Annotated in this window: 24 protein-coding genes; 9 read left to right on the top strand and 15 right to left on the bottom strand. The window is 28.6% G+C overall.

What is annotated here, in order from left to right:
- Entirely contained in the window at positions 1 to 900 is a 900-nt protein-coding gene (locus tag BPP43_RS12110) for a DNA translocase FtsK (protein ID WP_252832420.1), read from the top strand.
- Between the two features lie 66 nt (positions 901 to 966).
- Here the strand turns inward: BPP43_RS12110 and BPP43_RS11715 are convergent, their stop codons facing one another.
- Positions 967 to 1,116 (bottom strand): hypothetical protein, encoded by a 150-nt coding sequence (locus BPP43_RS11715; RefSeq protein WP_013244856.1) that lies wholly within the window; start codon positions 1,114 to 1,116, stop codon positions 967 to 969.
- A gap of 97 nt (positions 1,117 to 1,213) precedes the next feature.
- Positions 1,214 to 1,432 carry a hypothetical protein gene (locus tag BPP43_RS05140; protein WP_015274371.1) on the bottom strand — a complete coding sequence of 73 codons (219 nt, stop codon included), beginning with the start codon at positions 1,430 to 1,432 and terminating at the stop codon, positions 1,214 to 1,216.
- A gap of 115 nt (positions 1,433 to 1,547) precedes the next feature.
- Here BPP43_RS05140 and mutL point away from each other — a divergent pair, with 115 nt between their 5' ends.
- A complete protein-coding gene (mutL, locus tag BPP43_RS05135) occupies positions 1,548 to 3,362 on the top strand; it encodes a DNA mismatch repair endonuclease MutL (RefSeq protein ID WP_041752816.1) in 1,815 nt (604 codons plus the stop codon).
- Between the two features lie 458 nt (positions 3,363 to 3,820).
- Here the strand turns inward: mutL and BPP43_RS05130 are convergent, their stop codons facing one another.
- From BPP43_RS05130 to BPP43_RS05120, 4 genes are all read right to left on the bottom strand, one after another.
- The gene (locus BPP43_RS05130; RefSeq protein WP_015274369.1) at positions 3,821 to 3,976 is read right to left on the bottom strand and encodes a hypothetical protein; all 156 of its coding nucleotides are present in this window, start codon (positions 3,974 to 3,976) and stop codon (positions 3,821 to 3,823) included.
- A gap of 81 nt (positions 3,977 to 4,057) precedes the next feature.
- Positions 4,058 to 4,222 carry a 50S ribosomal protein L31 gene (gene rpmE, locus BPP43_RS05125; protein ID WP_435369423.1) on the bottom strand — a complete coding sequence of 55 codons (165 nt, stop codon included), beginning with the start codon at positions 4,220 to 4,222 and terminating at the stop codon, positions 4,058 to 4,060.
- On the bottom strand, positions 4,176 to 4,277 hold the full coding sequence (locus BPP43_RS12755; protein ID WP_015274368.1) for a 50S ribosomal protein L31: 102 nt from the start codon (positions 4,275 to 4,277) through the stop codon (positions 4,176 to 4,178). Before BPP43_RS12755 ends, rpmE begins: the two co-directional genes overlap by 47 nt.
- A gap of 87 nt (positions 4,278 to 4,364) precedes the next feature.
- Complete coding sequence (locus BPP43_RS05120; RefSeq protein WP_013244861.1) at positions 4,365 to 4,697, bottom strand: rhodanese-like domain-containing protein; 333 nt, start codon at positions 4,695 to 4,697, stop codon at positions 4,365 to 4,367.
- Between the two features lie 134 nt (positions 4,698 to 4,831).
- Here BPP43_RS05120 and tyrS point away from each other — a divergent pair, with 134 nt between their 5' ends.
- The 4 genes from tyrS (at position 4,832) to BPP43_RS05100 (ending at position 12,840) form a co-directional block, all read left to right on the top strand.
- Positions 4,832 to 6,028: a tyrosine--tRNA ligase gene (gene tyrS / locus BPP43_RS05115; protein WP_015274367.1), complete on the top strand. Its 1,197-nt coding sequence runs from the start codon at positions 4,832 to 4,834 to the stop codon at positions 6,026 to 6,028.
- Positions 6,029 to 6,060: 32 nt separating this feature from the next.
- Positions 6,061 to 8,973 carry an LPS-assembly protein LptD gene (locus BPP43_RS05110; RefSeq protein WP_041747843.1) on the top strand — a complete coding sequence of 971 codons (2,913 nt, stop codon included), beginning with the start codon at positions 6,061 to 6,063 and terminating at the stop codon, positions 8,971 to 8,973.
- A 15-nt stretch (positions 8,974 to 8,988) separates the two neighbouring features.
- Complete coding sequence (locus BPP43_RS05105) at positions 8,989 to 10,344, top strand: ankyrin repeat domain-containing protein (protein ID WP_015274366.1); 1,356 nt, start codon at positions 8,989 to 8,991, stop codon at positions 10,342 to 10,344.
- Between the two features lie 87 nt (positions 10,345 to 10,431).
- Positions 10,432 to 12,840 (top strand): ankyrin repeat domain-containing protein, encoded by a 2,409-nt coding sequence (locus BPP43_RS05100; RefSeq protein ID WP_015274365.1) that lies wholly within the window; start codon positions 10,432 to 10,434, stop codon positions 12,838 to 12,840.
- Here BPP43_RS05100 and BPP43_RS05095 read toward each other — a convergent pair.
- The 8 genes from BPP43_RS05095 to rpmF form a co-directional block, all read right to left on the bottom strand.
- Positions 12,834 to 13,421: a hypothetical protein gene (locus BPP43_RS05095; protein ID WP_015274364.1), complete on the bottom strand. Its 588-nt coding sequence runs from the start codon at positions 13,419 to 13,421 to the stop codon at positions 12,834 to 12,836. The genes BPP43_RS05100 and BPP43_RS05095 overlap by 7 nt on opposite strands.
- Before the next feature lie 397 nt (positions 13,422 to 13,818).
- Positions 13,819 to 14,391, bottom strand: coding sequence for an RnfABCDGE type electron transport complex subunit G (locus BPP43_RS05090; RefSeq protein WP_013244867.1), 573 nt, complete (start codon positions 14,389 to 14,391; stop codon positions 13,819 to 13,821).
- Positions 14,388 to 15,479 carry an RnfABCDGE type electron transport complex subunit D gene (locus BPP43_RS05085; protein ID WP_013244868.1) on the bottom strand — a complete coding sequence of 364 codons (1,092 nt, stop codon included), beginning with the start codon at positions 15,477 to 15,479 and terminating at the stop codon, positions 14,388 to 14,390. Before BPP43_RS05085 ends, BPP43_RS05090 begins: the two co-directional genes overlap by 4 nt.
- 4 nt (positions 15,480 to 15,483) lie before the next feature.
- Positions 15,484 to 16,791 carry an electron transport complex subunit RsxC gene (gene rsxC / locus BPP43_RS05080; RefSeq protein WP_013244869.1) on the bottom strand — a complete coding sequence of 436 codons (1,308 nt, stop codon included), beginning with the start codon at positions 16,789 to 16,791 and terminating at the stop codon, positions 15,484 to 15,486.
- A gap of 52 nt (positions 16,792 to 16,843) precedes the next feature.
- Entirely contained in the window at positions 16,844 to 17,698 is an 855-nt protein-coding gene (locus tag BPP43_RS05075; protein WP_013244870.1) for a 3-oxoacyl-ACP synthase III family protein, read from the bottom strand.
- A gap of 14 nt (positions 17,699 to 17,712) precedes the next feature.
- Positions 17,713 to 18,132: a phosphate acetyl/acyltransferase gene (locus BPP43_RS12105; RefSeq protein WP_252832415.1), complete on the bottom strand. Its 420-nt coding sequence runs from the start codon at positions 18,130 to 18,132 to the stop codon at positions 17,713 to 17,715.
- Positions 18,107 to 18,733: a phosphate acyltransferase gene (locus BPP43_RS12100; RefSeq protein WP_252832414.1), complete on the bottom strand. Its 627-nt coding sequence runs from the start codon at positions 18,731 to 18,733 to the stop codon at positions 18,107 to 18,109. Before BPP43_RS12100 ends, BPP43_RS12105 begins: the two co-directional genes overlap by 26 nt.
- A gap of 19 nt (positions 18,734 to 18,752) precedes the next feature.
- Positions 18,753 to 18,947 (bottom strand): 50S ribosomal protein L32, encoded by a 195-nt coding sequence (gene rpmF / locus BPP43_RS05065; RefSeq protein WP_013244872.1) that lies wholly within the window; start codon positions 18,945 to 18,947, stop codon positions 18,753 to 18,755.
- A gap of 223 nt (positions 18,948 to 19,170) precedes the next feature.
- Here rpmF and BPP43_RS05060 point away from each other — a divergent pair, with 223 nt between their 5' ends.
- The 3 genes from BPP43_RS05060 (at position 19,171) to plsY (ending at position 21,835) form a co-directional block, all read left to right on the top strand.
- On the top strand, positions 19,171 to 19,605 hold the full coding sequence (locus BPP43_RS05060; RefSeq protein ID WP_013244873.1) for a hypothetical protein: 435 nt from the start codon (positions 19,171 to 19,173) through the stop codon (positions 19,603 to 19,605).
- Positions 19,606 to 19,728: 123 nt separating this feature from the next.
- Positions 19,729 to 21,198, top strand: a complete 1,470-nt coding sequence (gene der, locus BPP43_RS05055; RefSeq protein ID WP_015274363.1) for a ribosome biogenesis GTPase Der — start codon at positions 19,729 to 19,731, stop codon at positions 21,196 to 21,198.
- Positions 21,188 to 21,835, top strand: coding sequence for a glycerol-3-phosphate 1-O-acyltransferase PlsY (gene plsY / locus BPP43_RS05050; protein ID WP_014932705.1), 648 nt, complete (start codon positions 21,188 to 21,190; stop codon positions 21,833 to 21,835). Before der ends, plsY begins: the two co-directional genes overlap by 11 nt.
- A gap of 144 nt (positions 21,836 to 21,979) precedes the next feature.
- Here the strand turns inward: plsY and greA are convergent, their stop codons facing one another.
- Positions 21,980 to 22,444, bottom strand: a complete 465-nt coding sequence (greA, locus tag BPP43_RS05045; protein ID WP_013244876.1) for a transcription elongation factor GreA — start codon at positions 22,442 to 22,444, stop codon at positions 21,980 to 21,982.
- Positions 22,445 to 22,610 lie beyond the last annotated feature (166 nt).

Raw genomic sequence — 22,610 nt, 5'->3', positions numbered from 1 at the left:
ATATTTGTAGATAAAAAGAGAGTTGAGCTTTCTATATATAACGGCATACCGCATTTAATGTCTCCTGTTGTTTCTGATGAGAAGAAGGCTACTATAGTGTTGAGATATATTGTAGACATAATGGAGAAAAGATACGAAAGAATGGAGAGATTCTTCGTTAGAAATGTTAAGACTTACAACGAAAAAGTAAAACAGCTTCTTAAAGAGGGAGAGACAGAGTTTAACGGAGAGCCTTTAGAGTTGTTCCCATATATAGTTTTAGTGATAGATGAGCTTCACAATTTGATGGTTGTTGCATCAAAAGAGGTTGAGGATTTAATATCACGTTTGGCTGGTATGAGTAGGGCTGTTGGTATACACTTAATAATTGCCACACAAAGACCTTCTGCAGATGTTGTTACTGGTGTTATAAAGGCTAATTTACCTACTAGAATTGCATTCCAAGTACCTAACAAAACAAACTCACGTATTATAATAGATATGTCTGGTGCCGAGCAGTTATTGGGTAAGGGAGATGCTTTATTCTGTTCTTCTGGAAGCCAGATGCCTGAGAGGGTTCAGGGTGCTTTTGTTTCTGATAATGAAGTTAAGAAGGTGGTTGATTATTTATCTGGAGAGATGTCTCCTATGTTTGATGAGAGCTTGATTGCGGCATTAGAGGGAAGCGATGATGACAAAAACACTGATGAAGAGGATATATTAGACGAAGAGCTTTGGGAAGATGCTGTTGAACTTGTTGCTAGAACAGGCAAGGCTAGTGCATCATTCTTACAAAGACGTTTAAAAATAGGTTATAACCGTGCTGCTAGAATAGTAGAGATTATGGAGCGTCAGGGTATTGTAGGGCCTGAAAACGGCTCTAAGCCAAGAGAAGTGCTAATTACATTAGATGACAGATAATAAAATTTTAAGGCTCGTTTACAGTTGGTAGGCGGGCTTTTTTAATACAAAGTTTATATAAAAAACTTATTTTGAATTGCTTTCTACTATTTTAGTTATATATTCATCGTCTTGCAATCTGTTGTTTATATTGGCTTCTTTATTATCTTTGTCATTGCAAGAAACAATAAAACTAAATAATATTAGAGTTAGTAATAATAATATTTTTTTATACATAAAAACTCCTAATATTACTAAATATTATTTAACATACTTCTATATTATCGGAATATGTATTATACAAAATTAATGTATTATTATAATAAAACTATAATTATTTTTTATTTATGATAATAAAAGATGGAATAACTATAGAAAAAAATACTAATGAACAAAAAAGAAAATCTTCTATTGTAATATTATAGCTGTATTTTATAAAACTTTTGTCATGTCTAAATGGTGTAGGCTTGGAGTCTCCATCTGGGCCTTTACATTCTTCTTGAGAGAAGATAACTATAATAGATAATATTGCTATAAATAAAAGTTTTTTCATAAATTAAACCAATGATATTTTTTTATCATAATATATATTAAAAAAATATTCAATTATTAGTATTATAATAATTAAAAAATTTTATTTTTTATTAGAAATATAATATAATGCAACAATGAAAAAAAGTATAATGAAGCTTCCAAAATCTGTAGCAAATCGTATAGCTGCCGGAGAGATAATAGAGAGACCTGCATCAATGCTTAAAGAGCTTCTTGAAAATGCTGTTGATAGCGGAGCTGATAATATAGAAGTGAGTGTTGAAGAGGCTGGAATAAAAACTATGATAGTAGAAGATAATGGAAGTGGTATAGCTTTTGAGGAGCTTCCATTAGCTATTACTCATCATGCTACTAGTAAAATTTATTCTATAGAAGATTTGGATAATATATACACTCTAGGTTTTAGAGGGGAGGCATTGGCTTCTATAGGAGATGTTACCAATTTAGAAATAGTTTCAAAGAGTATTGATGAAAAAACTGGCGGAAAAATTGTTGTTGAGGCTGGAAAAATATTAGAACATAAGCCTTATGCTTCTGTTAATGGTACTAAGATTACTGCTAAAAATCTTTTTTTTAATATACCTGCAAGATACAAGTTTTTAAAGCATATATCAAGAGAGTTTTATTTAGTTAAAGAAGTATTTGATATGGAGGCTTTGGTTCAGCCTAATATCACTATGAAGCTATATAATAACGGTAAGCTTGTAAATAGTTATTTGAAAGTTGATAATTTAAAAGATAGAATTGAAAATTATTTGAATGACAGTAACATTTTTTCAAATTTAATAGAATTAAATATAGAGAAAAATGATATAAATATATATGGGCTTTTTTCCAATTCTAAAATAAGTCAGTCTATGAGGAAGAATAATTTTATATTTTTAAATAATAGACCAATAGAAAATAGAGTTATTGCCTATGCTATAAAAAATGCCTATTCTAACTCAATACCAAAAGAGAGATATCCGTTTTTCTTTTTATATATTAATGTGGATACAAATAAAGTTGATGTTAATGTGCATCCAAGTAAAAAGGAAGTTAGAATAAAAAATGAAAGAGATATTTCTGGTATAATTTATAATGCCATATACAATAATATTAATAGCGTAAATAATTTCTCTTCTGTTAATATTGAAGTAGATATTGATAAAGACATCACTCCAACATTTCCAATACAAAGTAATAATATCACTGCTAGTAATTCTGCTAATAATTTTAATCACACAGAAAATAATTATTCTCATACTGTATTTAATAATAATGAATTAGTTTCTAATGTTTCTTATGATAATGTGCTTAATAGAGATGATATAAATAATAATAACTTAGAGCCTCAAAAAAATAATATAGAGTTTGGTGAGTATGTAAAAGCAGTAGGGCAGGTTTTCTCTTCATATATCATAGCCGAAAGAGGAAATGAAATGTATATTATAGACCAACATGCAGCATATGAGAGGCTTAATTACGAGAGAATATACAAGACTTTAATGAGCGGTAAATTAGAATATGAGAAACTGCTTATACCTTGTGAAATAGAATATAGAGATTATGAAATAGATATATTAAATTCTTCAAAAGAACAAATAGAATCTATAGGTATAAAGTTTGAATCTAATTCAAAAAATAGTATTATAATAGATGAAGTTCCAATATATATACCAAAGAATCAAAAGATAGATAAAATTATTAAAGATATTTTGGATATATATATTTCCAAAGAGAGTAATAATAGTTTAGAAAAATTAATAAAACATACATGCAGCACAATATCTTGTAAATATTCACCAAAGGCAGGGGATAAACTTTCTCTTAATGATATGCAAACATTACTTGATTTGCTTGAAGAAGAAAATATATTAACTAATTGCCCGCATGGAAGACCATTTGTTTTAAGACTTTCAAAAGATTATCTCGATAAAAAATTACTTTAGATGATTCAGTTATTATATATATTTTAAAAGCGAATTAATGAATATTTATATTGTTTTTAGTTTAATATTACTCATGTAAAATATAGTTAGTATTATTCTCTTAACTTGCACTTTTTGCAACTTTGACGAAGTCCGCACCGCGAAGGCGGGAAAAAGTTGAATAAAATAAAAACTTACATTACAAAATATAGCTGTTTAAATACATGCTAAAATTAAATTTTAAAATTTATTATTTGTGGTGGCTTTGCCCACCACACCCCCAGTTCTTTTTGTGACCAAAAGAAGCAAAAAGACTGCATTTGAGTGAGATAGTATTTAATTATAATCAAAAATACAATATATATTCTGAATAACACTGAAATATTTATACTTTTTATTTTATTATATCTTAATGGATTTATTGCTTTTCTATAGATTCGAAATAACAAGCCATAAAGTCGCCTTCGCCGTTTTCAAAATCAGCTACCATAGAAGAAACTTTCTTTGTTAAGTTCTTTTATCATTTTGTATGCTAATTCGTTTGCTTTGGCTTCTGTTATGTTAGGGTTGGTTTTTAATATTTGAGATATTACTTTGTTGATATTTACTCTTTTGTAAACGCCGTCGCTGTCCATAAACTGCCTTTATCAATAAATAAAGTCTACAAAGTATATAATACAGATATAATACTTTATAGACTTAAATATTTTTTATATTTATTGATTAAATATTATTTTTTTTAAGCCATAACGTTTTTTGAATTTATCAACTCTACCAGCAGTATCTAATATTTTTTGTTTACCAGTAAAGAAAGGGTGACAATTATGACAAATGTCAACGTGTAAAGTTTTTTTGAACTGAATGTATTTTAAAATTAGCACCGCAAGCACAATTTACATCAGTTTCATAGTATTCTGGATGTATATTTTTTTTCATTGATTTATCTCCAAAAAATTAAATTATTCTAAACTATCTGAATTATTATATTATAAGTTAAAGTTTATTGCAATAGTGTAAATTAAATTATTTACTATTTTCTAAAGCAATAGATAGTTCCATATATCCAGCATTCATAAGGTTATTTAAATGCTTGAATCCTTTTTTTAGCATATATTGCGATACAGCAAAAGAACGTCCTCCGCTTGCGCAATATAATAAATATTCTTTGTCTCTGTCTAAGTTTTCAATTGTCTCTATAATTTGGCGGTCGCTAGGGTCTAAAAGCATGCTTCCTTCTATAAATCCAGTAGCTTTTACCTCATATGGACCTCTAATATCTAATAGTTGTAAGTCTTTATTTGTTTTTATTAATTGAACTGCAGTTTCTACATTTACGCTATTAACTTGATTTTCCATTTATCTTATCCTCATGTTTTTTTGATTTATTATTATTATAATATATTTTAGATTTTTTTAAATAATTGACTTTAATTAAAATTTACATTATTATAGATTCATATATTTTAAATTTTATAAGGGTTGATATAAGTATGGAAGAGAAACAATACACTTTAGAAGAATCTATAGAATTAATTACAAGAGGAGCAAGCGAAATAATAGGCTTGGAAGAGATAAAAGAAAAACTAAAAAGCGGAAAAAAATTAACAGTAAAAGCAGGTTTTGACCCAACAGCTCCAGATATACACTTAGGACACACTGTACTTTTAAGGAAGATGAGACATTTTCAATTACTTGGACATAAAGTGATATTTCTTATAGGAGATTTTACAGGAAGAATAGGAGACCCATCTGGTAAAACAAAAACACGTCCTAGATTAAGTGAAGAAGATGTATTGAGAAATGCTGAAACTTATAAACAGCAAGTTTTTAAAATTTTGGACCCTGAAAAAACTATAGTTGAGTTTAACTCTAAATGGCTTGGTAAGATGAGTTTTGCTGATGTGCTTGGGCTTACTTCAAGATACACAGTAGCACAAATGATAGAGAGAGATGATTTTTCTAAAAGATATAAAAATGGTCAGCCTATAAGTATAATGGAGTTTTTATATCCATTAGCACAGGGTTATGATTCTGTTTCTTTAGAATGCGATGTTGAGCTTGGAGGTAATGACCAGAAGTTTAACTTACTTGTTGGAAGAACCCTAATGAAAGAATATGGTCTATCTCCTCAGGCAGTTTTAACAGTGCCTTTGCTTGAAGGTTTAGATGGTGTTGAGAAGATGAGTAAATCTTTAGGCAATTATATAGGTGTTTATGACAGTCCTAAAGATATGTATGGTAAAGCAATGAGTATACCTGATGGTTTAATTCTTAAATATATGGAATTAGTTACAGATATACCTATGAATGATATAAGAAATTATAAAAAGGCTATGGAAGAAGGCGATAACCCTAGAAACATTAAGTCTATTCTTGCTAAAGAAATAGTAAAATTATATCATACAGAAGATGATGCTAATAATGCTGAAGAGGAGTTTAAGAGAATATTTAGCTCTAAAGGTGTACCTGATGAAATAGAAGAGATTGTTGTTGGTAAAGATGATAATATTTTAAATATTTTATCTGTATGCATGAAAAATGAAAGTAAATCTAATTTGAAAAGATTGATTTCTCAAGGCAGTGTTACTTTAGATAATGAAAAGATTACGGATATAAACTCTAATATAAATAAAGAGGGTATACTAAAAGTAGGAAAACGTAATTTCTTTAAAATAAAATTTTCTTAAAAAAAGATAAACGTGATTTTTAAGAGGCAATAATGCGAGTCTTGATATTACTATTATCTTTAATAATATTTAATGCATACTTATATGCACAAGATAATAATCAAGATAATAATAATATTAGAACAAATGAAAACGTATTAATGCAAATAAATCAATTTGATGCTAAAAGAAATCCTGTTTCTTTTATCAATATAGTTAATTTTACTCCATATTATGTATTAACAGAATATGCAAGAAATTATGGCATAGAAATTTATCCTTATGATGATGAGGCTAGTTTAAGAGCTAGAATTATCAAAAGGCAAGTCAATGTAGATGTTATAAAAATTACAGGCGAAGATAATATAAAAAATGTAGCACGTGCTAGCATCAATACAGGCGGCGGACAGATAGAGTTTAAAAGTGCTGATTATGTTGAAAGATATAAGATAGAAGAAGCTGGGGAAGAATTAATAGCACTATACGGAAATGTACAGCTTAAAGTATACAACAATATTATGAGTGCAGATAGGGTTGTATATAGTTTGAAAACGGGTGAAATATTTGCTTCTGGTAATTTGAAAGTTGAATCTGGAGATAGCGTTTTAAATGGCGAATGGTTCATGCTCAATAAAGATGATAAGAAGGGTATTTTATATAATGGTAACACAAAATTCCAAAGTTTTACTCTTCAAGGAAATATAATAAAATTTAATGACCCGGATTTTTTTGCCAATGACAGCAGTGTAAGTTTTTCTAGGCTCACCCCAGTAGCACATGACTTTTTAGCATCAAGAGTTTATTTATGGGATACAAAAAAGATATTAATATTTAACAGTATATATAGGGTTGGAAGACAGCCTGTATTCTATTTCCCTTTATTTATTCAAAACAATGTTGGTACTGGTATTATAAGCACTTTCGGTCAAAGTTTGAGGGAAGGTGTTTATATGCAAAACAGTAAGACTTTTGATTTATATGGTGTTAGCCATAGAATAAGGTTTGATGCATATCAAAAGCTAGGTTTTCTTATTGGAGATGAAATTAGATATACCAGCCAGTATCATAATTTGTCTTTAGATGCTATGTTTGCTTTGGGAAGACAATATTATTTGCTTGATTCTTATATATCTTCTAGTATTGGTTTTGGTACTAGATATGTAAACTATTTTACAGGCGGCAAGCCTGGTAAATTTATACCTAGATACAAGTTTCAGTATGACCATACAATACAATTATATAGCGGAGAAAATATTAATGCTTATCTTACTGGTAAATTAAATTTAAATAGTGATTTATATTTTAAGTCTGATTTTTATAACCAAAGAGGGGCTTTGGATATATTGTCATTATTTACTGCTATTACTGGAAATTTAAGTGATATAGGAGATTCATATCCAGAGAGTTATATAGAAAACTCTATATATGTTAATAGTAGTATATATGGTGTTAATTTAAGAGCTGGTGCAGAATGGAATCTTACTGCTGTGAGAAACTTATCTGTAAATTATAATACCAATTTTGACTATTATATGCCTAAACCAAGCAGATTAGTTTTACCATCTTTGTCTGCTAGTTATAGTTCTATTTTTGGCGATGAGACTTCTTATTATTTTCCTAATTTCAATATTAATTATAATATTAGCATGAATTATTCTCACACAATAGATTATAAAACTTCTGAAGGTATAGCATTCTATAATAACCCTAAACTTAATGAACAATTAAATGAGAAATTAGCTGAAAGAAATAATTTACAATTAAACGGTGGATTATCTAGAAGTTTTACCAATTTATTTATGAGATTTACTCCTAATGTTAATATTGATTATGCTTATCAAAAAAGTATTGATCCTAAATCTGAAGACTTAATTTATGATAGAGATAATACATATTTAGGTTTAGCAAGCAGTATGAATCTCTCTGTATTTTTGCCGAACTCAATACTTCCATACAAGCTTGATAATTATTTTTCGCCATCTGTAAGCTGGGATACATCATATAATATTGGATATAGATTTAAACAAAAAGACTCTTCATATACTAATGAAAATCAAAATGGTGATTTTAGCAGTCATAGTATTAACACGAGTTTGAATGTAGGCGGTACAGGTTACAGCATATTTTTTATACCTAATTTAAACTGGGATATTAGAGGAACTGTTAGAACAGGTTATGACCTCATACCAACATATAATGCCCAAACTAAAAATTATGAACTTATACATAACACTAATAGATTCTTAACAACTGAAGTAGGCGGTTCTACTAGGTTATATTATGATTCTTCATATATTTCTTATGATTTATCTAAAAACCTACTCGGTACAAACTTCACTCAAAATGCTATTAATACTCTTATTCACATACCTATTCCTATAGATAATCTTACAGATTGGATATTGGTAAGAAATAATAAAAAGAAATTCTTTGATGGTTATAAAAATGATTTTAGATTTTTCTTTGATATAACATATAAACATGATTTTATTAATTATAAATATAACTCTGCTGCTTTTTCACTTGGGTTTGAATTAAAAATATTAGAACAATTTACTTTTAGTTTTTCTACAACAAGCAGAAATGACAGAGCTTATAGATATATAAAGTCTTATGCTGAAAGAGAAAATGAGACTTGGGTTAATCCTTTCTGGGATATTGTTGATTCATTTAATTTTAGAGATTCTCAAAAAAGGATAGACAGTTTGTTTAAATTAAGTTCTATCAATACTAGTATATGGCATGAATTAGACGGCTGGCAATTAAGAGCTACTTTCTCTATATCGCCTTCTGCTCTTCCTTCAGATATTGCTAGCGGTTCTGTTAAAGGTTCTTATTGGAATAAAGAGTTCTGGATTGAATTCACTCTTACAGATTTTCCTGGTGCTGGTTTGCCTAGAAGAGAATATGACCTTAACTCTACTATTACAGATTTGAGAGATAATAGAACTACTACTACTTTTTAATTTACGGGTATTAAAATGATTAAAAAAATATTTATTTTATTTATTATTATAATATTTTCTAATTTGCATGCTTATGATAATTATGTAAATAAAATATTTAATGCCATTGAAGATAATGATATTAACTATATAAAATATGTATTAGAAAATGATATACAAAGCTTAAAATCAAGGCTTCCTAAAGATTATGAAAACAATTTAGAGGGGGCTACTCCTTTACTTTATGCTATTTATAATGATAAAAAAGATATTATTAAATTATTTATAGATAATATAGATACTTCATATTTAAAAGATAAAGATGATAAAAACTATAATAGTATTATGTATGCTGCTGCTTTTTCTGATATTGATACTTTAAAATTGATATCAGAAAAATCTCCAAGTTTAGTTAATAGTGAAACAGAGTTTAGAGTTAATATACTTCATATAGCAAGCAGTCATAATAATTATGAGGTTATAGAATATATATGCACTAATTTTAATATTGATATTAATTCTCGAGACATTGACGGTTGGACTGCTCTTTATCATGCTGCTAATTCTCAAAGCATTGAATCATACAGGCTTCTTATAAAATTGGGGGCAAATAGTCAGATTACAGACAATAATGGTATGTATCCTTCTACTAGGCTTAGAGAGCTTGTGATGATGAAGTATAATGAATTAAGTGATATTGATAGGGAATTATTTGAGGCTATAAGAGATAATGATATAAAAAAGTTGAAAAAGAGTATAGAAAATGGTGCTAATATTAATGCTGAAGATGGTTATGGACTTAGTGCTTTACATTTTGCTATAAGAAATAAAAATATAAAAGCGGTTGATGTTTTACTTGACTGCGATAATATTAATTTAGAAGCAACTCTTCCAAACGGATATTATACGGCATTAGATAATTTTAGCAGAGAGGCTGTTTATATAGGCGGTGCTACTCCTTTACTTTATGCAATATTTAAAAGCAATGGAGACAGTAGGATAGTAAATAGGCTTATTAAAAAAAATGCTAATATTAACACTTATGATGAAGAGGGGTGGAATAGTTTTTTGTATGCGGCTGCTTTTGGCAATGTTCGTATAATGAATAGTTTAGTAGATAAAAATGAGAATTTAATTAATAGCAAAACTAAAAAAAATGTTACTGCTTTACATATGGCTGTTGTTTATGATAATATAAAAGTAATTAGTTATTTAGTAAAAAGGCTTCATGTTGATATTAATGCTAAGGATAATGATGGTTGGACTGCTCTTTATTATGCTGCTGCTAATAACAAGGCTGAGGCTTACAATTTACTTATAGAGCTTGGTGCTGACAGAGAGATTGCTAATAATGAAGGCTTAAAGCCTGATGATATATTCTTTAATAATTAGTTATCATAATATATTGTTATAATTATTTATTACTATATAATATTATAAATGTTTATAATATTAACTAATCTCGAGAGGTTTTATTTAATGGTTTGTTTAATAAAAAGAAGTTTAATCATTGTATTAGCTATATTTTATGTTTTCTCTTTAAATATATATGCTATAAATCAAAAAGAAAGCGAATTATTTTTGGCTATAAAAGAAAAGAAAAATGAAAGGGATTTGAGAGAGATTTTAAAATATAGGGTAGATTTTTCTGCTACAAATGAAATGGGATTAACACCGCTTTTATATGCTATTGAATGCAACAATGAAAGAGCTTTGAGGGTGCTTCTTGAATATAGTGATGTTAATATTGAATACAGACTTTCTGATGATTTTGCTGCTTATCCTGATATAAATAAATATGAAGGAGATAGCGTTAATATAGGAGGGGCTACTCCTTTAATGTTTGCTATATTTAAAAACAATTCAAGGATAGTTAAACAGCTTATAGACAAGGGAGCTAATGTTAAAGCTAGAGATAATGAAGGAAACTCTGCATTTTTATATGCATGCGGTTTTGGAGACGGTAATATTATAAGAATGCTTCTTCAAAAAGATAAAACATTAGTTAATGATAAAACTCCTAACGGTAATCTTAATGGACTTCATTATGCTGCTGCTTTTAATAATTTGAATACTATTAATTTCTTAATTAAAAATGTTGATATGAATATTAATGACAGAGATTCAAACGGATGTACTGCTTTATATTATGCCGCTTACTATGCAAAAAATGATGCGTATAATCTTCTTATTAAACTTGGTGCTAATAAAGATATAGGTGATAATTATGGAGTTACTCCAGAATATATATTATCAGGAGGAAGTTCTGCTATTGACTTAGAAAACAAAGAAGATAATAATACAAACACTTACAATGAAAACATGTTTATTGCAAGAGTTATTCAAACTTCAGATACTAATGCATTAAGAGATATAATGATGTATTCTAACTTTAATATGAACTCTATTATTATGTCTTATGAAACTCCTCTCACTTATGCTATAGCCCTTGATAAATATGATATGGTTAATGAACTTCTTAAATATAGAGTTAATAATACAAATATTATAAATATAGAAACTTCTTATATACCAGCTGATGAAGTTTATTTTGATGAAAGTAGGGTAGAGTTTACTGGAAATGTATATTTGGGTGATGTTAGCCCTTTACAGTATGCCATATTTAAAAATAACACTAATATAATAAACACACTTTTATATTATGGTGCGGATATAAACAGAAAAGATAGTTTAGGAGATAATGCTTTAATGTATGCTGCTAGATTTTCAAGTGCAGAAGTTATTGATACAATTTTAAATTATAGCAGTAATTCTTATAGGGTTGTAGATATATACGGCAACACCCCTTTACATAATGCATCATCACTTGGAAACACTAATGCTTTAATTGCACTTATGAATAGAACTCCTATTAACATAAATATACAAAATGTTGATGGAGATACTCCTTTGCATTTGGCTGTAAAAAACAATAATAGTAATACTTATAGATTTTTATTATTAAAGGGAGCTGATTATACTATAAAAAATTATGATGGTAAAACTGCTTCAGACTTATTATATGGAGATAGTATAGAAAATATAATGGGTAATTTTGGTGAAACTAATATTTATGATACGAATTCATATAATAATAATAATAATAATAATAATTTAAACGTCATTCAAGCAAATAATATTGTAGAAGATTTTTTGTATGATAATATGCCTGATGATGATACTTCTTATTATAAAAAAGAAGAAGAAAATAATGAATATGCTCATCAATTAGAAAGTAAAATTCTTTTTGATGCAATATATAAAGATGACGCGGCTTTAATACATAATGCTATCTCTAATACAGTTGATCTTAATACAAGAAATCCGGAAGGCTTTACTCCACTTCTTTATGCTATTCATTATGATAAAACAAATGCTCTTAATATACTTTTAAGCTATACAAATAAAATTGATATAAATAAAACATTAGACAATTATACTAATTACTATTCTAAAAAAGGTATTAATTTTAGCGGAGAATTGGTATTTGATAAAACAACCCCTTTAGAATATGCTATATTTAAAGGAAATATTAATATAGTTTCTATGCTTATGGATAATAATGCTGATATATATCTTGAAGATTCAAAAGGATATAATGGAATATTTTATGCTTCTGCTTTTGGAGATTATGCTCTTATAAATAAAATATTACAAAAATACCCTTCTATATATAATTTTAAAAATTCTAATGGCGACAGTGTGCTTCATATTGCAGCAAGCTATGGAAATAATAATGCTATAAGCTTTTATTTATATAATACATTTTTAAGTATAAATACAAAAAATAATGAAGGAAAAACTCCATTAGATTTAGCAAATGAAAAAGGATATACCAACACAGTAGATTATTTAATAAAAGGCGGTGCTAAATACGGCAATCAATAATTATTTATTGATTCAAACCCATCGAATGTGTAGGTGTATGAGCTATTATCAGGATAGGGTGCTATAGTAATTAAAGCTGTATTTGTATGCTTTGTTTCATCAAATGAGCTTAAAGGTATTTTTATAGTTATATTATTTCTAAAAAATAAATGCGAATCATAACCAATCCATATATATCCATTTAATGTTTTTTGTGTATCTTTTGAGTTGTAATCGAATTCTATTTTGTTATCAAATATATATTTTTGAGTATCTATATAGTTTCCTCTCAAAACTCCAGCCTTATCTACGCAAAGATAATAACCATTATTAAAATCGGCAGTATAGCTATAAGTTTTGTTATTTATACTAAAATCTATATCTTTAGCATACATATTATCATATTTTAAGAAAGCCTTATTATTAGACTCTCCCTTTACTCTCACTTTAAGATGCATAGTTTTAGTAGTAGGGTTATTATTATTTGTATTGTTGTTGTTTGTATTATTATTTGCACTGTTATTTGGTTTGTATGAATTGTTACAGCTTGATGCCAATATCAATACTGTGATTAATGTTAAAGATTTAATTAAATTACTCATATAAATAATATAAGATATATATTTTTTTAGTCAATATACAGATATATTTTAATTATTAATATTTATTATGTATGTACTAAAAATTTTTAAATTTATTAAAAAATATTTTTAAGTTTTTTATTTGTGGGGGCTTTACCCCCACTCCCCCAGTTCTTTTATTGGTATAAAAGAACCAAAAGAACTGTATTTAATGAAATATACTTTTTATGTATGGATAAAAATATCTTATATTTATTTATTTATTTATATTTACTAATGTGTAAAATTAAAACATTCGCACTTTTTGGTTCTTTGACTAAGTTCATAGAGTGTAACTGCAGGAAAAACTTGATAATATATATAAAAAAAGAGCCTCATAAAAATGAGGCTCTTATTAATAATTTATTAAAACTATATTTTATTGCAAGAATAAATTAACAGCCTGTTCATTAGCACTATTAACAGCTGTTACAACAGAAGTGCTTGATATAGTAGCTCCACTAATAGCAGCTATTTGAGCATCAAGTGCCTCTTCTGGTTTTATACCCTTTACAACAGTAAGAGGTACAATAGAACTTTTATTAGTAAATTGATTTCTAAAGCTAGGTTCTACAATTTTAGCACCAAGTCCAGGAGTTTCAGCCTGCTCAGTAACAACTATTCCTGTAATTGTAGTAGCATCATCACTAAAACCAACTAATATTTTATTTTGACCATTATATCCGCCTGCAGAAGAAAGTATAGCATAACCAGCTACAGAACCATCAGCCTTTTTACCAATATAATATGGATAAGTAGCATTTTCACTAATAGGACCTTCTATATTGTCAGCATTAGGTATAACAGCCTTAACTCCATTTAATACAGTTTTTTCATTGTTAGCTAAAATATCTTTCTCAAAAGAAGAATAAACGAATGATAATAAAAATCCAGCAACTAGAGCAGTTAATGTAACAGATATTACAGCTTTATAAGTAACTTCTTTTTTCATTGTTTTGCTCCTTGTTGTTTTTCTATATTTATAGCCTCTTTCTTACCAAAAGGTTTAGGACGAGTATACATAGATATTAAAGGCATAAACATGTTTCCTATTAATATAGAATACATAGTATATTCCGGAGAAGAACCAAAAGCTCTAAGTATTGCAAGCACAGCACCTATTAAAAGAGCATATATCCAAGCCCCTAAATGACTAGAAGGGCAAGTAACCATATCAGTAGCCATAAAGAAAGCACCTAAAACAAATCCGCCAGCAAATATTTGATATATAGGAGAAGCAAATTTACCAGGCATAGCAAGACAAAGTACCAAACTTACTGTAAATAGAGATATAAACATTCCTAAAGGTATTCTCCAATCTATAGTTTTAGTAGCAATTAAGAATATTCCGCCTATTGTAAGAAGTATAACAGAAGTTTCACCTATAGCTCCGCCAGTGCTTCCTAAAAGCATTTGAATATAATAGTGAGCTTCAAATTGAATTTGTTCTATTAAAGAAGTACTAATACTATTATTATAAGTAAACTTCATAAAAGTTAAAGGTGTAGCCTGTGATAGAGCAGTCATCATATCCACTGCCTGAGTACCGCCAGTAATAGCATTCATAGTTCTATGCCAATCGGTAATAAATAAATCCAAGAAAGGAACCCTAATAGGAGGGTTATAAGTACTCATTTGAGCAGGGAAAGCAACCTGTAAGAAAGCCCTACCTACCAAAGCAGGGTTAAATATATTAGAACCTAAACCTCCAAAAACTTCTTTAGCAAAAACAATAGCAACAACTCCTCCAATAACAACCATTGTAATAGTAGCACTAGAAGGTAAAGTCATTACCAAAAGTAAAGCAGTAACCACAGAAGCATAATCAGGAAGTACAGGCTGTTTTCTAAGCTTTCTAACAATTATATTAGATAAAATACAAGTAATAATAGAAGCGAGATATAATATAATTACTCTATTACCAAATAATACTACGCTATATATAATAGCAGGTAAAAGAGCAATAATTACTCTTAACATGATTTTTTGTGTAGTATCTCCATCTTTTATATGAGGAGAAGATTCAGTGTATAACTTCATTATCTTATCTCCTTAACAAATCTTTACCATATCTAATCCATTGTACCAAAGGTATTTTGGAAGGACATATGTAAGAACAACATCCGCATTCAAAACAAGTAGCTATATCCAAAGCATTTAATCTGTCTTTAATTTTAGCCTTAGCAGTATGAGCTATTTCAGTAGGAGAAAGATGAAGAGGGCATGCATTAGCACATCTTCCGCATTTAATACAAGGATATTCAACTTCTTTAGGCAATTTATTTTTATCTAAGAATAATAAAGAGTTAGTACCTTTATTAACACATTGCTCCAAATTAGGAACACTAGCTCCCATCATAGGACCGCCTGCTATAACAAGTACATCATCAGAAATAAGTCCGCCGCACTCATTAACTATATGCGAAATAGGAGTACCAAGCGGAACCCAAATATTTTTATGTTCTTTAATAGCATCACCAGATACAGTAACAATTCTCTCTATTAATGGTTTATCTTTAGCAACAGCTTCATATATAGCATATAAAGTAGCCACATTTACAACCAAAACATTAACGTCCATAGGAAGCTTACCAACAGGTACAACTCTGCCAGTAGTAGCATCAATAAGCATTTTTTCAGCACCCTGAGGATAACGAAGTCTTAAAGGCATTACTTCAACATTGTAGTTTTTAGCAACTTTGCCCATCTCTTCAATAGCCAAAGGTTTATTAGCCTCTATACCAATAACAGTTCTTTTTACAGAAGGAATAATTTTTCTTAAGATTTCTATACCTTTGAATAAATCTTCAGTATGTTCCATCATAAGTCTATAATCGCTAGTAATATAAGGCTCACATTCAACGCCATTAATAATTAAAGTATCGCAGTTACCCTTAGCAGCACCATCAACTTTAACATTAGTAGGGAAGGTAGCTCCTCCCATACCAACTATACCAGCGTTTTGAATTTTTTTAGACATTTCTTCAGCAGATAAGGTCATGTAATTATTATTTAGGGTAAAATCAACATTATTAGCTTCAGCATCTAAATTGATTAGAAAAGCACTAGCCCCTCTTCCTAAAGGCGGCGGAGCAATTTCTATATTAGCAATAGTTCCGCTAACAGAAGAAAACACATTTCCAGATACATATCCGCTAGCCTCTCCAATCATTTCTCCTCTTTGAACTTTATCTCCTTTGTTCTTTAACATTTTAGCAGGTGCACCGATATGCTGTGCCATAGATATTAAAACTGATTTAGGAGCTTGGGTCATAGTAGAAGAAGCTATTTGAGCAGTATCTTTGCTATCATGAGGATGTACACCCCCAAAACGAAATTTACCTAACTTCATAATATATGTCCTTATTTTTTACATTTTTATATAAAATTAATATTTATAATATTTAATCAATATTTAATACCGCAACAGCTCTAGTATAACCGCTTCCATAACTGCATAAAGCGAGTTTAGTATTTTTCTTTATACTGCCGTCTTCTAATGCCATAGAAAGAGCAACTCCAGAAGAAGCACTCAATGAAGAGTTAGCATTTTCCATTTTTGTATAAACAATGTCTTTAGGAACATTCAAAGTATTAACAAAAGCATCAAAAGCATTTTTGCTAGAATATGACGGTATATAGTAATTAGGTTCTATGTTATTTTTAGATAAAGTTTCTTTTATGTATAGAGCGGCTTTTTTTGCCTCATCTTCAAATATTTCATTATTTTTTATAGAGATAAAATGTTCTTTGTTATTAACACCTTCTTTAGTGTATGGTTTAGCAGTTCCGCCCATAGGAATGTAACAATTTTCTAAAGCACTGCCGTCTGTAACAGAATCTATGAAAGAAACTTCTATATTTGATTTTTCATTAGAAACTATAGCAGAAACAGAAGCGTCATCAAATCTATTAGTATCATCACAAATATAAAAAGATTCAGTTGCTACTATTAAAATATTTTTATATCTATTACTTTTTACAAAAGCATAAGCAAGTCTTAAAGCAGATATAAAACCAGTAAAATCACTTTCTATATCAAAACAAAAAGCATTTGAAGCATTAATTTTACCTGCTAATATACAAGCAGTAGATGGATAAATATAATCTTTAGTAACAGTAGCACAAATAATAGCATCTATGGATAATGGGTCTATGTCTTTTATGGTATCTTTAATAGATTCCATAGCTAATTCAGATGCAGGCATAGAGGTTTGTTTATTTTTATAAGTAGCTTTACAAGATTTAATATATACCATATATAAAAACCCTTTTAAAAAATTCTTCTTTTTACACCAGAATCTAAAAGTTCTTTAGATATTTTCTCATTTATTTTGGCATCTAAGAATTTATACATATTAAGTACAGCGTTTTTAACACCATTGCCGCCAGTAGTACCATGTCCAACAAAAGCACCGCCGTTTAATCCAAGTAATATAGCAGAGCCATATGAATCAGAACTCATCTGTGTTTTTAAGTTTTTAAATACAGACTTCATCATAACAGCCCCCATCATATTAAGAGGGTTTTTCTTTATTTCAGATTTTAGCATATTTACTATTAAACTAGCACTTCCTTCTATACTTTTTAACACTATATTACCATCAAATCCATCAGCAAGTACAACATCAGCAACATCAGATTTTAGCATACTGTTAGGTTCAACATTACCAATAAAATTTACTTTTTTCATTTTTTCTTAATCTTTCAAAGTATTTTTTTACAGTAGCATTTCCTTTGCTGTCTTCTTCACCTATATTTAGAAGTGCAACTCTTGGATTATTTATGTTCATGTATCTTTTAGCGAATACTCTTCCCATAACGGCAAATTGAGCCATATAATCTGGAGTACAATCAACATTTGCCCCCATATCCATCATACAAAACTCACCGCCTATTTTAGGGAGTGTAGATACTAAAGGGGGACGCATAACACCTTTTAAACGACCTATTTCTGTGAGTGCAGCAGCTAGTGTAGCTCCAGTATTGCCAGGCGAAAAGAAACCTTCCGCTTTTTTATCTGATACCAAACGTGCTGCTACTAATACAGAAGCATTTTTTTTATGTTTTACTGCAACAGCCGGAGTTTCTGTCATTTCTATAATAGAATCGCTATGTTTTATATCTACGCGGTTCTTATCATATTTTAATGAAGATAAAGATTTAACAATATCTTTTTCATTACCAACTAATATTAAATTTACATCTTTATTTAAAGACAATGCTCCAATTGCACCATTAACTAATTCGTCTAGAGGTTTTTCGCCGCTAGCAACATCTATGGATAAATTCATTGATAATCCTAATTATTTATTAACCAGCATTTTGATTTTTATTAGCTTTTACTACTCTATCTTTATAGAAGCCGCATTCAGGGCAAACTCTGTGAGGCATTCTTTCTGCTCCGCATTGAGGACAGATTGATAAAGAACCTAAAAATCTTTTATCGTTAGCAGCTTGTCTTGATCTCTTTTTTGATTTCGATTTTCTATGCTTAGGTACAGCCATTTAATTTCTCCTTAAAAGTTATATATAATTGTCAAACTTACAATACTATATATATTTTACTATTATGTCTTATTTTTGTCAAGTTTTTATTATTGCTGCTTATATACTTATGTGTTAATTTTTAATTTAAGTATAGTATTAGTGGTTTTAGGATATTGTTTATATTTCTAAAAAATATAAAATATGTTAATATTATTATAATATTTTTTATGGATTATGGTTTATGAAAAAGTTTATTTTACTAATTGGTATATTTTTTATTACAGGCTGTAATTTATATGTTAGCGATAAGGTAAGTATACTTATGTTTAATGAAGATGCTAATGGAAATGAGATTACTAATGATACTGTAAATTTTATACTTGTAAAAAGAGATGATACAAATAGTTTTAATAATATTACATATATTAGCGGAGTTATAGAAAATAGAATAGGCGAGCAGAATATAACAAATATAACTGAAGCACAATATATAGAAGATATCAATAATACTAATTCTGTAAAAAATCTAAATTTAGATGATTATAATATGACTATAAATTATAATAAAAAAAGTATTATTTTTATAGATAATGACGGCACAAAATATACTCTTCCTTTAAATAATTCTGAAGATACTTGGTTTTATAAATTAATAAAAGGTGCTACTAATTCATAAATTATTAAATAATAATATTTTTATTATTTTATTGATTATGTATTTATTAAAATAAAATATAATAGCAATATATTATATTTTATGTTATTATAAAAATAGTATAAGATTTAAGGTTATAAACAGATGAAGAATATTGCTATACTTGGCAGACCTAATGTAGGTAAGTCCACTCTTTTTAATAGATTTGCAGGAAGAAGAAAATCAATAGTTGATCCTACAGCTGGAGTTACAAGAGATATCAGCATAGCTAAAACATATATTGATGATATAGCTTTTAATGTGTTTGATACAGGCGGACTTCTAGATATGAGTGAAGATGTATTAAATGAAAAGGTAAGAGAAAAAGCATTAAATACTGCTACAGATGAGGCCCACTTGCTTTTATTTGTAGTAGATGCTCATCAAACTCACCCAGATGATAGGCATTTTATTAACACTATAAGAAAATTAAATAAACCTATTATACTTGTTATAAATAAGATAGATTCTGATTCTCATAACAATTTAATTAATGAATTTTACTCTCTTGGTATAAAAGATATTGTTGCTATAAGTGCTGAACATAATAATGGTATTGATGATTTGAGAGAAAAAATACTTGAAGTTTTTGAAAGAATAGGAATTGATTTAGAAGCTGAGAGGGAGGCTACTCAAGAAAATAATAAAGAAGATAATGTTGTTATTAATGATGAAGAGATATTTGAAGAAGATGATTTTGATGAAGAGTATGACGAAGATGCAAGTAAAGAAAGCAAAAAGCAATACAGACTTGATGAATATATAGCAAAAAAGAAAATTATAAATATAGCTATAGTAGGAAAACCAAATGCTGGGAAATCTACTTTATTAAATACATTAATTGGAAAAGACAGAAGCATTGTATCAAATATTGCAGGCACTACTAGGGATTCTATAGATGAAACATTTAACTTTAAAGGTGATGATATTTGTCTTGTAGATACTGCTGGTATAAGAAAAAAGAAGAATGTTAATACAGATGTTGAATACTACAGTGTAAACAGAGCAATAAAAGCAATAGAAGCTTCTGATGTGTGCATACTTATGCTTGATGTTTTTGAAGGTTTAACAGACCAAGATAAAACTATAGCAAACCTCATAATAGAGAGAAGAAAGGGTATAATAATTGCTGCTAATAAATGGGATATAAGAGAGAAGGGCACTACTTGGAATGATTATGAGTCTTATATGAAGTCTGCTTTTCCTGTGCTTAATTATGCTTTTTATGCTAGGGTTTGTGCTACGAGAAAAAATGATGCTGAGAAACTATTATCTTTAGCCATCAGGGTGGCAAAAACAAGACTTCAGAGATTTGAAACTCATGCACTTACTGAAACTATGGTGAGAGCTACAAGGGAGTATTCTATATCTGCTGGAGGTAATCCATTTAAAATTTTCTATGTTACTCAAACAGGTGTTAATCCGCCTGCTTTTGCCGTATTTTGTAATCACCCGCATAAATTAAATTCGCATTATAAAAGATATTTAGAAAATAGATTTAGAGAGATGTTCGATTTTAGAGGAACACCTATTATACTTAACTTTAGAAAGAGAGGAAAGAAATATGATAATTAAAATTCTAATAAGTGTAGTTGTATCATATATAATTGGTGCTATACCGTTTTCATTTATAATAGGAAAAGTTAATGGTCATGATGTGAGAAAAGAGGGTAGCTGTAACCCAGGGGCAAGTAATGTGCTTCGTGTTTGCGGTAAAAAGGCTGGTATTGCTGCTTATATTTGCGATATAGGTAAGGGAATGATTGCTGTTATTATACCTAGTTTTATTCTTTCTGATATCATTTTAACTCATAGCTATATTTTAATTGTTTGTGCTGTAGCTTCTATACTTGGGCATGTATTTTCTATATTTTTAGGCTTTAAAGGCGGCAAGGGAGTTGCAACTAGTGCTGGTTCTATGTTTATGCTTGCTCCTATTAGTTTGCTTATCACTATGATATTTTTCTTTATAGGTTTATTTGCTTCAAGAAAAACAGTTGCTATTGGCTCTACTTTTGGTGCTTTGGCTTTTCCTATTGTGCTTAGTTTTTTATATTTTAAGGCTAATTTTTTATACAGAATATTTTTTAATGTTAATTATATAGCTTTATTTCCAATAACAATACTTCTTGCGGTGTTTATTATAATAAAACATATACCAAATTATAAAAGAATATTGAAGGGTGAAGAGAATAGCTTTTCAAAGAAATAATTACATGCTTTAATAATACATTTGTTTAGTGAAAAACAAAAAAAGTGTGATTGTTTTTATATTTATATAAAAATAATTAAAAAGGCTTGAGTATAAAATAATATTTATATTCAAGCCTTTATTAAAATATTCAAAAATTATTTATTATAGACTAATTTCTAATATTTCTAATACCTTATCTCCAGCAGGCACTTTTATAGTAACAACATCTCCAACTTTTTTTGTAAGAAGTCCTCTAGCAATAGGTGTAACTATAGTAATCTCATTTTTAGACATATCTGCTTCTAGCTCTCCTACAATTCTATATTCAGAAACTGCATTAGAGTTTTTATCTTTAACTTTTACTCTTTTACCAAAAGTTACAATGTCTTTATTCATCTTTGATGGGTCTACTATTTCACATACTGCCAAATCACTTTCTAATTTAGAGATTTGTGCTTGAAGAAGTCCTTGTTTTTCTCTTGCAGCATGATATTCTGCATTTTCTTTCAAGTCTCCTTTTTCTCTTGCTTCAGCTATTATAGCAGGTAAAGTATCAAATTCTGCTTTTAATTCTGATAGCTTTTCTTTTACTTTGTCATATCCTTCTTTAGTTATAGGTTTTCCCATAATTAATATATCCCCTCACAGACTTATTGTATATAAAACTCTATTATATAATAATTTTTAATATTTACAACCTTAGAAATAACAAATTGTATATTTATAATATATTCTGTATTGAAAATTATTGTAATTGATATATTATAATACCAAATAAAAAATATATATGAGG

Source organism: Brachyspira pilosicoli P43/6/78, assembly GCF_000325665.1.
In the GTDB taxonomy this organism is placed as follows: Bacteria; Spirochaetota; Brachyspiria; order Brachyspirales; family Brachyspiraceae; genus Brachyspira; species Brachyspira pilosicoli.
This window is presented reverse-complemented; position numbering and strand designations above follow the sequence as displayed.